General features: G+C 71.3%; 12 protein-coding genes. 5 read left to right on the top strand and 7 right to left on the bottom strand.

Translation table 11 applies throughout. The features are described from left to right. The first annotated feature begins 52 nt into the window (after positions 1-52). The 3 genes from STRVI_RS00530 to STRVI_RS00520 are packed head-to-tail and all read left to right on the top strand — an operon-like array spanning position 53 to position 1130. A complete protein-coding gene (locus STRVI_RS00530) occupies positions 53-355 on the top strand; it encodes a hypothetical protein (protein WP_014053665.1) in 303 nt (100 codons plus the stop codon). Further along, positions 352-747, top strand: coding sequence for a hypothetical protein (locus STRVI_RS00525; protein ID WP_014053664.1), 396 nt, complete (start codon positions 352-354; stop codon positions 745-747). Before STRVI_RS00530 ends, STRVI_RS00525 begins: the two co-directional genes overlap by 4 nt. 59 nt (positions 748-806) lie before the next feature. Continuing rightward, complete coding sequence (locus STRVI_RS00520) at positions 807-1130, top strand: hypothetical protein (protein ID WP_043235171.1); 324 nt, start codon at positions 807-809, stop codon at positions 1128-1130. Here STRVI_RS00520 and STRVI_RS00515 read toward each other — a convergent pair. The 6 genes from STRVI_RS00515 to STRVI_RS00490 all read right to left on the bottom strand — a co-directional run bounded on the left by STRVI_RS00515 (position 1108) and on the right by STRVI_RS00490 (position 8452). Further along, positions 1108-2454, bottom strand: a complete 1347-nt coding sequence (locus STRVI_RS00515; RefSeq protein ID WP_014053662.1) for a cytochrome P450 — start codon at positions 2452-2454, stop codon at positions 1108-1110. The genes STRVI_RS00520 and STRVI_RS00515 overlap by 23 nt on opposite strands. Beyond that, complete coding sequence (locus STRVI_RS00510) at positions 2451-3095, bottom strand: GTP-binding protein (RefSeq protein ID WP_014053661.1); 645 nt, start codon at positions 3093-3095, stop codon at positions 2451-2453. The genes STRVI_RS00515 and STRVI_RS00510 overlap by 4 nt, the downstream gene beginning before the upstream one ends. After that, entirely contained in the window at positions 3076-3438 is a 363-nt protein-coding gene (locus STRVI_RS00505; protein WP_014053660.1) for a DUF742 domain-containing protein, read from the bottom strand. Before STRVI_RS00505 ends, STRVI_RS00510 begins: the two co-directional genes overlap by 20 nt. Next, the gene (locus STRVI_RS00500) at positions 3435-3869 is read right to left on the bottom strand and encodes a roadblock/LC7 domain-containing protein (RefSeq protein ID WP_014053659.1); all 435 of its coding nucleotides are present in this window, start codon (positions 3867-3869) and stop codon (positions 3435-3437) included. The genes STRVI_RS00505 and STRVI_RS00500 overlap by 4 nt, the downstream gene beginning before the upstream one ends. Before the next feature lie 14 nt (positions 3870-3883). Next, positions 3884-5491 (bottom strand): sensor histidine kinase, encoded by a 1608-nt coding sequence (locus tag STRVI_RS00495; RefSeq protein WP_014053658.1) that lies wholly within the window; start codon positions 5489-5491, stop codon positions 3884-3886. Positions 5492-5737: 246 nt separating this feature from the next. Further along, the gene (locus STRVI_RS00490; RefSeq protein ID WP_251982531.1) at positions 5738-8452 is read right to left on the bottom strand and encodes a SpoIIE family protein phosphatase; all 2715 of its coding nucleotides are present in this window, start codon (positions 8450-8452) and stop codon (positions 5738-5740) included. 291 nt (positions 8453-8743) lie between these two features. Here STRVI_RS00490 and STRVI_RS00485 point away from each other — a divergent pair, with 291 nt between their 5' ends. Together STRVI_RS00485 and STRVI_RS00480 are read left to right on the top strand one after the other, a co-directional pair. Beyond that, positions 8744-9202, top strand: a complete 459-nt coding sequence (locus tag STRVI_RS00485; RefSeq protein WP_014053656.1) for a DUF7144 family membrane protein — start codon at positions 8744-8746, stop codon at positions 9200-9202. Positions 9203-9250: 48 nt separating this feature from the next. After that, positions 9251-10789 (top strand): ATP-dependent DNA ligase, encoded by a 1539-nt coding sequence (locus STRVI_RS00480; RefSeq protein WP_014053655.1) that lies wholly within the window; start codon positions 9251-9253, stop codon positions 10787-10789. Positions 10790-10893: 104 nt separating this feature from the next. On the opposite strand, the gene STRVI_RS00475 is transcribed toward STRVI_RS00480, so the two are convergent. After that, positions 10894-12102: an alginate lyase family protein gene (locus STRVI_RS00475; RefSeq protein WP_014053654.1), complete on the bottom strand. Its 1209-nt coding sequence runs from the start codon at positions 12100-12102 to the stop codon at positions 10894-10896. Positions 12103-12255: the final 153 nt, after the last annotated feature.

Genomic DNA, 12255 nt, shown 5'->3' with positions numbered 1-12255 from the left:
ACCGTGGCGACGGCCCGGGGACGTGGCCACCAACCCTGTGGAGGTTGACGACATGCCGCACTGTATCGCCCGCATCTTCGAATTGCTGTTGCGGTTACTGCTCCCCGCACCGGGACGGCACCGCAGCGCTGAGACAGTCCCCGTACCGACCGTGGACGTGTCGATGGCCCGTCTCCCGCGCGTCTCCGTGTTGCGGGGTGAGGACAGCGGCCTTGTCCGCCCCTACCTCCTCGCGCACGAGCGGCGACAGCAGGAGCGGCGCCAACGGGCGCGACGGCGGGCGCTGGTGCTCGCGACGTACGGCGTCGACATCGGCCCGCGCCGGATTCACGGCATGAAGGTGACAGCCCGATGAGCTACGACCGCAACGCCGCTCCCGGACCCACGCCGGGGCTGCGCCTGCTGCCGTGGGAGACCGACACCGGCAAGCCGTGCTTCCTGTCCACGAACGGCTCCCCGGGCGCACTGACCCGTATCGCGGACGAGATCGAGGCAGACCAGTTGCGCGACGGCGCCGACGTCCTCAAGGGTGTCCAAGCCGTCCTGGACGACCGCAAAGCCGGGGAGTACGCGCTACGCCTCGCGCTGCGGGCGGCCAGGCAGTGCCTCGGCGATGTGTTGCGCATCGCCGACAGCCGGGGCGCCCGCCTGCCCGTACCCGACGACGAACACGAAGCCGACGACAGCGACCAGGACGGCGGCGCCGACGGCGACGGGCCGCAGCTTCCGGCTGAGGCATGCGGATGAGCGCGGGCAACGGGATCACGCGAGGCCGATACCGATTTGCCGAATGGACGCTGACAGCCATGCCCGCCATGGCTGTGCGTCACTTCGGCAAGTGCCTCACCTGCGGCGAACGCTCCGCCGACACCGCCGACGCGGATGACGCCCAGATGTGGTGTCTCAAGCACGCGGGCCTGACGCACCACAGCGGCTACGAGCTGTCGGCGTTCCAGTACTTCAACGCCGCCATGACCGACCCCGGCGAGGAGCCGCACGCGAATTGGACCGAGGTAACGCCTCGACTCGGTGCAGAGTGTCCTGGCGGTCCCCGTCCCCCGGCCGCGACGCACCGCCGGGGGACCGGGCCGGGGGACGGAGAGCGGGTCAGTCCAGGTGGGCCGGGGTGAACCGGACCGGGAGGGCGGCCACGCCGCGCATCATCAGCGTGACCCGCCATTCGAGGTCGTCCGGGGCGACGGACAGGGTGACGTCCGGGAGGCGGTCGAGCAGGACCTCGACCGCGGCGCCGGCGATGACCTCGGCGATCTCACGGGCGGCCGAGGGGCAGCCGTGCTTGCCGTGGCTGAAGGCCATATGGGCCTGGCTGCCGCCCGCGCCGGAGTGGAAGTCCGGGCGTACGTCGGGGTCGGCGTTGGCCGCGGCGAGGCCCAGCATCAGACAGTCGCCCTTCCTGATGCGGCGTCCGCCGAGCATGGTGTCCTCGGCGGCCCAGCGGCCGATCCAGAACGGGACCGGGGTGTCCTCCCACAGCACCTCGTTGAGCGCCTGGCCGACGCTGCGCCGGCCGCCGGAGAGGGTGATGGCGAACCGTTCGTCCGTCAGCATCAGCCGGAGGGCGTTGCCGATCAGGTCGCTGGTGGGCTGCTGGACGGCGTAGACGCTGCCGAGCAGGTCGTTGACGATCTCGTCGTCGGTGAGCCCGGCGGGGTGGGCCACCAGATGGGCGGCGACGTTGACCTGGCCGGGGTTCTCCCGGACGCGCTTGATCAGCGCCTCCGTCCTGGTCTGCATGTTCCGCAGCGCGAGGGGGCCTTCGGGTCCGGTGAGGTGGAGCGCGTCGTCCTGGATGGCGGCGGATTCGGTGTCGTCCAGACCGTACAGCCGGGTCACCACGCGCAGCGGGATCTGGCTGGCGTACTCCGCCACCAGATCGGCCCGGCCGCTGCCCGCGAAGGTGTCGATCAGCCGGTCGGCGACGCGCTCGCACTGCGTGCGCAGTTCGAACTGGTCCACCGATGCCAGACCGTCCCAGATCGCCTCGGCCCGCCGCTGGTGCTCGGCGCCCTCGCTGAAGAGCATGGTCGGGCGGTAGCCGACGAAGGTCATCAACTCCCAGTCGGGCGGCACCAGATGCCAGGAGTGCCAGCGGCGGGAGTCGCGGGCGAACAGCCGGGGATCGGTGGTGACCCGGACCACCTCGCGGTAGCCGAGCACCGCCCAGACGGGGATCTTGCCGTCCAGCAGGACGGGCACGACCGGGCCGTGGTCCCGGCGCAACTCCCGGTAGAGGTCCAGCGGTTCGTCCCGGAACCGCTGGTAGTCCAGCGGCAGCGACCCGGTGGGCACCACCCCGTCGGGCGGCGCGGGGGCGGACCGGAAGACGGGCTCGGGCGGGTCCTCGGCCAGGTCCTCGGGCGAGTCCTCCGACAAATCCTCGGGCAGGTCCTCCGACAGGTCCTCGAACGGGGACGTGGGGTCGGGCGTGGTCACGCGGTGCTCTCCCCGGCGGCGCCGTTGGTGGAGAGGGAGTAGAGGTAGCGGGCGAGCGCGACCAGTACGGCCTTGCTGGAGTCGCGCTTACGGGCGTCGCAGTCGATCATCGGCACCTCGGGCGGGAGGTCGAGGGCCTCCCGCACCTCCTCCAGCGAGTGCTGCGGCTCGGTGAAGTTGTTGCGGGCCACGATGAACGGCGTGCCGTGGTGCTCCAGCCGGTCCAGGGCGTACCAGGAGTCGGACAGCCGATTGGTGTCCACCAGGACGACCGCGCCCAGGGTCCCGGAGAAGAGCCGGTCCCACAGGAACCAGAACCGCTCCTGGCCCGGGGCGCCGAACAGATAGAGCACCATCTGCTCGTCCAGGCTGATCCGGCCGAAGTCGAAGGCCACCGTGGTGGTGGTCTTGTGCCGTACGAACGAGGCGTCGTCGATGCCGACGCCCGCCTGCGTCATCGTCTCCTCGGTGCTCAGCGGGCGGATCTCGCTGACCGACCGCACCATCGTCGTCTTGCCGACGCCGAACCCGCCCACGATCACGATCTTGAGACCGTTGCTCGCGCTCTCCCGCAGCGGAGCGTGTCCGGTGCTGCCGGGGAGTGCCATGCTGACGGTGTCGTCAGAGATTCTGGAGTGCAACGAGCACCTTCTTCAGGGTTTCGGGCCCGGGCAGCCGGCCACCGGGACGGGCCGCCGCCTGCGGATGGCGCGCGGTGATCCGGCCGGTGTCCAGCAGATCGCACAGCAGGATCTTGACCACGCTGACGGGCAGTTCCAGATACGAGGAGATCTCCACGACCGACAGGGGGCGGCGGCACATCCGCAGGATCCGGACGTGCTCGGACTGCATCCCGGGGGTGGGGTCGCTTTCGCTGACGATCAGCGTGACCATGTCGAACCGGCTCTCGTCCGCCCGGCTGCGGCCGCCGGTGACGGTGTACAGCCGGTCCGGCCCCTCCTTGTCCAGCGGCCCTCGGATCATGCCGTCGCCCCGCCGCCGGTGTCGCTGTCGCCCGCGGCCACCCTCGGGGCGGCTCGCAGATGGTCGCCGATCTGCTCGACCAGCTCGTTCATGTTGTGGCCGATGATGCCGACATCGGCCTCGTCATGGGCCACCACGGCGAGATGGGCGCCTTCGCCGGCCTCGACGATGAACAGAATTCCCCCGTGGAACTCCGTCATCGACTGCCGTACGCCGCCGCTGCCGTCGCCGAACTCGATGGACGCGCCATGGGCGAGGCTCTGGATGCCCGACGCGATGGCCGCCAGCTGATCGGCCTGGTCCACGGACAACCCGGAGGAGAGGCACAGTTTGAGCCCGTCCCGCGACAGCACCAGCGCGTGGCGCGACCCCGGGGTCTTCTCCAGCAGGTTCTCCAACAGCCAGTCCAAGCTGCGGTCGGTGGTGTTCATCGGCGTTCCTTCTGTCACGGCTTGTCGTTCTCGGCAGGCTCGGCGGACTCGGCAGGCTCGGCGGCGGACTCGGCGGTCTCGTTGTGATCTGCGGATACCGAAGGCTCGGTGTCACACGGAGCACCGGTGGCGGAACCACGGCGGGCCGCCTGGCGGAAGGCGCCGAAGCGGGCTCCGGCTTCCTCGGGTCGTGGACGGCTGGTCTTGGCCTTGGGTTCCGCCTCGGCCGCCTGGGCGGCCGACCGGGTGGCGGCGGCCAGCGTCTCGCCACGGCGCCGCTTGGGCAGTCCGTTGACGGGCCGTGAGGGCTGCGCGGCGGGCTCCGGCGCGGCGGGCTCCGGCGCGGACGACGGCGAAGGGGACAGCGAAGGGGACGGCGAGGTGGCGGGTGCGGGGGCCGTCGCGGCGGGCGCCGCGGTGGTGGTGGCCGTGGACCCGACGGCCTGGGCGGACGCCTGCCGGGGGACCCCGGAGCGGACGGAGCCCGGTGTGTCGAGAACGACCGCGTCCTGGTTGACGTGCGTGATCAACTGCTGCGGGATCAGGACGATCACGCCGGTGCCGCCCCGCGCGGACGGCCGGAAGGAGACGGTCAGCCCGTGCTTACGGGCCAGACAGCCGACGACCGCCAGGCCCAGCCGGGTGCCGGACAGGCTCATCAGGTCCAGGCTCTCGGAGGAGACGGACTTCTGGGCGCGGTCCAGGGCGGCCGGGCCCATCACGAGTCCGCCGTCCTCGATGGTCACCACGACGCCCGCGTGCGTCTCCTCGACGTACACATGCACCTCCTCGGTGGGAGGCGAGAAGCTGGCGGCGTTGTCCATCAGTTCGGCGAGGGCGTGCATGACGCCCTCGGCCGCGTAACCGGCCACCGCGGCGTTGCTGGCCGAGTGGACCCGTACCCGCTGGAAGGCGCTGATCCGGCCGATCGCGCCGCGCAGCACGGACTCCATGACGATCGGCTTGGTCCAGCGGCGCCCGGAGCGCGCACCGGTCAGCACCGCGATACTGTCCGCGATCCGGCCCGCCTGGGCAGTGGTGTGGTCCAACTTCAGCAGATCGCCGAGGACGGTCTCGTCGTGGCGGTTCTCCATTTCCCGCAGATCGGCCAGCATGCTGGTGGCCAGCGCCTGGACGCGGCCCGCGGCGTTGGCGCACGCGGCCATCGCGGAGGCGCGCATCCGCTCACCGTCGCCGATCTCGCGCAGCAACACCCGCAGGAGCTGCTGATGGGCCCGGCTGGTGGGGCGCTCCATGCGGGTGATCACGGTTTCCGCCGAGCCGCCCTCGCGCAGTCTCCGCACCGCGGACGGAATCGTTTCCTCGGCGAGCCGGGTGGCCTCGATCTCCTTGGCGGCGGCCGTGGTCTCCAGCTCCGTGACCCGCTCCTGGAGACGGCCGATGGTCCGCGAGCGGTTGGTGGCGACCGCGAGCGCCACCCCCAGCAGCACGGCCGCCACTGAGCAGAAGACGGCGACGGAGGCGCGCTGGGCGGACGGCACGGCGGTGGTCACCCACAGTCCCGCTCCACCGGCGACGACGGCTGCCAGCAGGGGGACGGTCAGGGCCCCACGTGTCACCGAGGGCCCTTTGTGCGGATGGCTGGATATGTGTGCTGACATCTATCAGGTCCTCATGGGCGCGTTGAGGGTTTTTGGCTGGACCACGCGGACATCAAGCCGTGGGCGCCACATGTTAGTGGAGTCACGTCACTTTGACCGGTCCCGCTCATGACATGGAGCATGACGGTCCGTCAAATCGGAGCACTGAGAAGCGTCACGTTCCGGACGCATATGCCGCTGCCATCGCTCGCAAGCGTCACGGCCCCGAAAACGTCACGGCCCGGGAAGCGTTTCGCCGCCGAAGCTTCACGGAATCGCCAGCTCGGCCCAGATGACCTTGCCGTCCGAGGTGTAGCGGGTGCCCCAGCGCTCGGCGAACTGGGCGACCAGGAAGAGCCCCCGGCCGCCCTCGTCCGTCGTCGCCGCGTACCGCAGATGCGGGGAGGTGCTGCTGGTGTCGGAGACCTCGCAGATCAGGGCCTTGTCGCGGAGCAACTGCACCCGGATCGGGCCGGTGGCGTGGCGGATGGCGTTGGTGATCAGTTCGCTGAGCACCAGCTCGGCGGTGAACGCCGCCTCGTCCAGCCCCCACTCCGCCAGCTTCCGCATCACCTCGGCTCGCACCCCGGCCACGGCGGCGGGGTCGGACGGCACGTCCCAGGAGGCCACCCGGTCGCCGCCGACGACCCGGGTACGGGCGGCGATCAGGGCGATGTCATCGCTCGGGTTGCTGGGCAGCAGCGCGTCCAGCACCTCGGTGCAGATCTCCTCGGGCGTCCGGTCGGGGTGGGACAGGGCGTCGCGCAGCATCTCAAGACCGGTGTCGATCTCCCGGCGGCGGTCCTCGATGAGCCCGTCGGTATAGAGGACGAGATTGCTGCCCTCGGCCAGTTGCACCTCGGCGGTCTCGAACGGCAGCCCGCCCAGGCCCAGCGGCGGCCCGGCCGGGAGATCGAGGAACTCCACGGAGCCGTCCGGACGCACCAGCGCGGGCGGCGGATGACCGGCCCGCGCCATCGTGCACCGCCGCGTCACCGGATCGTAGATCGCGTACAGACACGTCGCCCCGGTGATCCCCTCACCCCCACCGCCGTCGCCATCCGGCCCGCCAGGGCCCTCGTCCTGGTCGATCCGGGCGATCAGATCGTCGAGATGGGACAGGATCTCATCGGGCGGGAGATCGAGCGTGGAGAAGTTGTGCACCGCCGTCCGCAGCCGCCCCATCGTCGCCGCCGCATGCAGACCATGCCCCACCACATCGCCCACCACCAGCGCCACCCGCGCTCCGGGCAACGGGATGACGTCGAACCAGTCGCCCCCGACCCCCGACTCGGCCGGCAGATAGCGGAAGGCCACATCCAGCGCGTTCTGCTCCGGCAGGGCTCGGGGCAGCAGGCTGTGCTGCAGGGTGACCGCCATCGTGTGTTCGCGGGTGTAGCGGCGGGCGTTGTCGATACAGACCGCGGCATGCGCGGCGAGCTCCTCGGCGAGGGACACCTCTTCCTCTTCGAAGGGCTCGCGCTGCTTCATCCGCCAGAAGCTGACCACGCCCAGCAGCACGCCCCGGGCCCGCAGCGGCACGGTGACCAGCGACCGGACGCCGTATTCGATGATCTTGGCGGTCCGCTCGGGGTCCTGCGCCTGCCAGCCGGGGGACTCGGTGAGATCGGCCTCGACGACCGGCTCCCCCCTGCTCAGCCCGAACGCCTGGGGCGAGGTCGGGACGAACGAGAACACCCGGCCGACCGGATAGAAGGGGTGGCTCTGGCCGGGCCGGATCCCGTGGACCGCCTCCCGGCGCATCTCGACACCCCCGACCGCCAGCGGCTCATCGCCGCGCGCCACGGGCTCCGCCAGGTCGACCGTGACGAAGTCGGCGAAGCGGTCCACCGCCACCTGCGCCAGCTCCTCGGCGGTCCGGGCCACATCGAGCGTGGTGCCGATCTCCACGCTCGCGTCGTACAGCAGCTTGAGCCGCTTCTGGGCCACGTCGGCGCGGCCGGAGAGGGCGCGCAGTTCGGTGGAGTCGCGCAAGGTGGCGACGCTGCCGGGCGGGCCGCCGTCGCGGTCGGTCAGCCGGTTGTTGATGGCCAGCAGCCGGTCACCGGCCACCAGCACCTCGTCGGTGACATCGCGCCCGGCGGCCAGGACGTCGGCGACATGGGGCTCCAGGCCCAGATCGTCGACCAGCCGCCCCTCCGGCCGCGGCGGCAGATCGAGCAGCCGGCGCGCCTCGTCGTTGGCGAGCACCAGCCGCCCGTCGCCGCCGACGATCAGCACGCCCTCGCGCACCGAGTGCAGCACCGCGTCATGGTGCTCGTACATCCGCGTCATCTCCACCGGGTCCAGGCCGCGGGTCTGCCGCCGCAGCCGCCTGCTCACCAGGGCGGTGCCGCCGGTGGCGAGGACGAGGGAGGCGGAGACGGCGCCGACGAGCAGCGGGAGCTGGCGGTTGGCGAGCCCGCTCACCTTCTGGATCGTGATCCCCGCGCCCACCAGGCCGACGACCCTGTGATGGCTGTCGAAGATCGGGGCAACCGCCTGCATCGCCGGGCCGAGGGTCCCGGGGCGGCTCTCGGTGATGGTGTGCCCCCGCAGCGGGCGGCCGATGGCGCCGATGAAGTGCTTGCCGATCCGATTGGGCTTGGGGTGGGTGAGCCGGATGCCCTTCGGGGTCACGACCACGACGAAGTCGAGCCCGGATTTCTTCCGGGCGGCCTCGGCTCTCGGCTGGAGCACCTTGGTCGGGTTGCGGCTGTGCAGGGCCTGGACGATGCCGGGGGAGTTGGCGAAGGCCTCGGCGACCGCGACGGACCGGCCGCGGGCCTCGTCGGTGGCGTCGTGCCGCACCTGGAGCACCAGGGCGATGGTCGCCGCCGCGCCGAGGAGCAGCACGATCACGAGTTGGAGGACGAAGACCTGGCCGGCGACGCTGCGGACGCTCAGCCACGATCGAAAGCGCCGGCCCGCCACCTCCGGGCGCTCCCGGCGCCGACTCCGTGGGCGCCGACCGGGGATCATGCGGGCAGCCCACGATCGACCCATAAACCGGGCCATACACATACATCTACACCGGGAAATCCTGGAAGGCGAATCTCCGCTTCCGTCGGCCAGGCGCGAAACGACAAGGCACATACGGTGGGACGACTTTGCGTGCCGACTCGATTACACACTGCTCTCGTGGGACGTATTCACGATGGCGAGGTGCCGAAGCCGGGGGTCTATGCAAATCTGAGAAAAAGGGCAATTCACCCTTACTGCCGTCAATCGGTGCCATCGGGACATCGATTGCGCCTGACGAAGGAGCCCGACATGGCCAGTCACGCCGGTGGAGTTCATACAGGGGTCGCCCCGGGCCACGCGCACCGGGCGGTGAGCGGATGGCTCGTCTTCGCGGCGGTCATGATGATCTTCAGTGGGCTGATGAACCTGCTCCAGGGCATCTCGGCCATCCGGACCGACCAGGTGTTCCTGGTCACGCAGAGCTATATCTTCCAGTTCGACCTCGCCGGATGGGGATGGGTCCACTTCGGCGTCGGAATCGCCCTCCTGCTCGCCGGGTTCGCGGTGTTCACCGGTGCGATGTGGGCCCGGGTCGCGGGGGTGGCGCTGGCCGGGCTCGCGCTGGTCGCCAACTTCCTGTGGCTGCCGTACTTCCCGGTCTGGGCCACCGTGCTGCTCATCGTCGACGCCCTCGTCATCTGGTCGCTGTGCGCCGGGCCGAGCCGTGGCGGCGCGGGAGGACGCGGCGAGGTGGGACGTACCGCCTGAGAGCCGCGGCGCCTGGCTTCCCGGCGGGGCGCGGGGCAGGCTGGAGCCATGCTGCTGGCTGATGTCGCGCTGACCTCCCGCCAGGTCGCGGCCACCTCCGCCCGCTCGGAGAAGATCGCCGCACTGGCCCGGCTGTTCCGGCGTACGGAACCGGCCGAGGCGGCCGTGGTGATCACCTACCTGGCGGGCAAACTGCCCCAGCGCCGGACCGGAGTGGGCTGGTCCACCCTGCGCCACCGGCAGGAACCCGCCGCCGAGCCGACGCTCGCGGTGCTCGATGTGGACGAGGCCCTCACCCGGGTCGCGGCGGTCTCCGGCACCGGCGCGACGGCGGCCCGCAAGCGGCTGGTGGGCGAGCTGCTGGCCGCCGCGACCAAGGAGGAGCAGGGCTTTCTGCTCGGGCTGATCGGCGGGGAGCTGCGGCAGGGGGCCCTGGAAGGGCTGGCCGTCGAGGGGCTCGCCCAGGCCGTGGGCGCACCGGCCGCCGAGGTGCGGCGGGCGGTGATGGTCGGCGGTTCGCTGGGCACCGTCGCCGAGGCGCTGCTGGCGCGCGGCCCGGAGGCGCTGGCCGGCTTCCGGCTCGAAGTGGGGCGGCCGGTGCTGCCGATGCTCGCGCAGAGCGCCAAGGACCTCGACGAGGCCATCGACCGGCTGGGACCGTGCGCGGTCGAGGAGAAGCTGGACGGGATCCGGGTCCAGGTGCACCGGGACGGCGAGGACGTACGGATCTACACCCGCACCCTCGACGAGATCACCGACCGGCTGCCGGAGGTCGTCACGGCGGCACGGGAACTGGCGGTGGACCGGGCGATCCTCGACGGTGAGGTGATCCTGCTGGACGGCGAGGGGCGGCCACGGCCGTTCCAGGAGACCTCCGCCCGGGTCGGCTCCCGGCTCGATGTGGCCGGGGCGTCGGCCGCGCTGCCGCTGTCCCCCGTCTTCTTCGATCTGCTCGTCGTGGACGACCGCGATCTGCTCGACCTGCCGGCCCGCGAGCGCCATGCCGAACTCGCCCGGATCGCCCCCGGGCCCCGGCGGGTGCGGCGGCTGGTGACCGACGACCCGGCGGATCCGGAAACCCGGCGGGCGGCACGGGAGTTCGCCGCCGACGTGCTGGCCCGGGGGCATGAGGGGGTGCTGGTCAAGGCGCTGGAGGCGCCGTACGGCGCGGGCCGGCGCGGGGCGTCCTGGCTGAAGGTCAAACCGGTGCACACGCTGGACCTGGTGGTGCTGGCGGCGGAGTGGGGACACGGCCGCCGCACCGGGAAGCTGTCCAACCTGCACCTGGGCGCGCGAGCGGCGGACGGCACGTATCTGATGCTGGGCAAGACCTTCAAGGGGCTCACCGACGCGATGCTGGAGTGGCAGACGCAGGCGCTGCTGGGGATCGCGGTCAGCGACGACGGCTGGGTGGTGCGGGTGCGGCCGGAGCTGGTGGTGGAGGTGGCCTTCGACGGGCTGCAGCGCTCGTCCCGCTATCCGGCGGGCGTCACACTGCGGTTCGCGCGGGTGCTGCGCTACCGGGAGGACAAGCCGGCGGATCAGGCGGACACGGTCGAGGCGGTGCTGGCGCTGCGCGGCGAGTGACCGGCCGGGGCCGGCAGACCCGCGCGGCCCCGGGCGGTCCGGGGCCCAGGACCGCGAGACCCCGGGCCGCCGGGCGGTCCGGGGTCTCGCGGGATCGGGTGCGCTCAGGAGGGGTTCTCCGCGTGGGTCAGGGTCTCCCAGCCCAGGAAGAGGCTGTTGGTGCCCGCCGGGCGCTGCTGCTCGGTGAGCTTCTGGGTGTTGGCCATGGCGATGCCGAGGCGGGTGTGCAGGGCGTTGTAGCCGACCTCGGTGATCGGGCCGAGGCCCCGCTTGACGCTGCCGCCGCACAGCCAGGACGGCACGCCCTCGCCGAGTTCGTACTTCGCCTGGAAGCCCAGCGCCTGCCGCAGCCGCTCGCCCACCTCGGGGTAGAGGTCCTGGCCCTGGATGCGGCTGGTCTCGGCGACATGCGCGATGGAGGCGATGCCGTATCCGGTGTGGGTGAAGTCGCGGCAGGTCTCCTGGGTGAGGCCGGTGACGAAGGTCGTCTGGCCCTGCCAGTACTTGACGATCTTGTCGCGGGTGTCCAGGCCGCTGCCGGGCGCGGTCTTGGGCAGGGAGCCGTCGGACTGCAGGTAGATGTACGCCGGGACGCGGCCGCGGAACTTCGCGACGGCCTTGTCGTAGCCGGCCCGGTCGTCGAGGAAGACGGAGATGCCGGTGGCGGCCTCCATCATCACCAGCTCCCAGTTGCCGTTGGAGTTTGAGCCGCCGATGACCTTCGGGAGGTAGACGTTCCGCAGCATCGTGGAGAAGCGGCTGATGGAGGCGTCCGACCAGCCGTCGTAGGTGTAGCGGATGATCTCGGCCGCCCGGGGCCAGGAGGATCCGGCCCAGCCGGTCTGCAGCGGGGCGTTGCTGTTGGTGTGGTCCTTGATGGTGGCGGACCAGGCGTCCATGATCTGGATCGCCTTGTCGGCGTAGCGGCTGTCCCGGGTGATGTACCAGGCCAGCGAGAGCGAGTAGGCGGCGAGCGCGTCCTGGCGCTCATCGGTGCAGCCGAGGTTGGGGTCGGAGTAGGGCCCGCATTCGACGACCGCCCGCGGCTTGGGGGTGCGCGACAGCGAGGCGTACGGGCTCGACAGCATCGCGTCGTACGCGCCCTTCCAGGGCTGCGCGCCGGCGTTCACCTTGGAGCGGACGAAGTCGAGCTGGGCCTGGCTGACCAGGACGCCGGGGTGGGTGAAGGCGGCGGCGGCCTTGGGTTCGGCGGACCGCTGGGTCTGCCCGGCCGTGGCCGGACCGCTGAGGATGCCCGCGAACAGCGCGGCCAGCGCTGCCGCGAGGGCGAGATACAGGGCTCTGGTGCGCATGGGGGCGGCTCCTGACGGTGGGGTTCGCGTATATGAACGACGGATGCCGACATGAACTCCTGCGATGCTCCGGGAAGTTAGCCCATGAACACGTCAAGGTCTAGACCTGCGGGGCGTAGGAGAGAATGTGCGCCCCGCCCCGATCGAGAGGCC

The organism is Streptomyces violaceusniger Tu 4113 (assembly GCF_000147815.2).
Classification (GTDB): Bacteria; Actinomycetota; Actinomycetes; order Streptomycetales; family Streptomycetaceae; genus Streptomyces; species Streptomyces violaceusniger_A.
The sequence above is the reverse complement of the archived record's forward strand: the minus strand, read 5'-3'. Positions and strand labels throughout refer to the sequence as shown.

What these genes read in the sequence shown, in the direction of transcription:
- STRVI_RS00530 (WP_014053665.1), top strand. Translation starts at nt 53, where the DNA reads ATGCCGCACTGTATCGCCCGCATCTTCGAATTGCTGTTGCGGTTACTG.
- STRVI_RS00525 (WP_014053664.1), top strand. Translation starts at nt 352, where the DNA reads ATGAGCTACGACCGCAACGCCGCTCCCGGACCCACGCCGGGGCTGCGC.
- STRVI_RS00520 (WP_043235171.1), top strand. Translation starts at nt 807, where the DNA reads ATGCCCGCCATGGCTGTGCGTCACTTCGGCAAGTGCCTCACCTGCGGC.
- STRVI_RS00505 (WP_014053660.1), bottom strand. Translation starts at nt 3,438, where the DNA reads ATGATCCGAGGGCCGCTGGACAAGGAGGGGCCGGACCGGCTGTACACC.
- STRVI_RS00500 (WP_014053659.1), bottom strand. Translation starts at nt 3,869, where the DNA reads ATGAACACCACCGACCGCAGCTTGGACTGGCTGTTGGAGAACCTGCTG.
- STRVI_RS00495 (WP_014053658.1), bottom strand. Translation starts at nt 5,491, where the DNA reads ATGTCAGCACACATATCCAGCCATCCGCACAAAGGGCCCTCGGTGACA.
- STRVI_RS00490 (WP_251982531.1), bottom strand. Translation starts at nt 8,452, where the DNA reads ATGATCCCCGGTCGGCGCCCACGGAGTCGGCGCCGGGAGCGCCCGGAG.
- STRVI_RS00485 (WP_014053656.1), top strand. Translation starts at nt 8,744, where the DNA reads ATGGCCAGTCACGCCGGTGGAGTTCATACAGGGGTCGCCCCGGGCCAC.
- STRVI_RS00480 (WP_014053655.1), top strand. Translation starts at nt 9,251, where the DNA reads ATGCTGCTGGCTGATGTCGCGCTGACCTCCCGCCAGGTCGCGGCCACC.
- STRVI_RS00475 (WP_014053654.1), bottom strand. Translation starts at nt 12,102, where the DNA reads ATGCGCACCAGAGCCCTGTATCTCGCCCTCGCGGCAGCGCTGGCCGCG.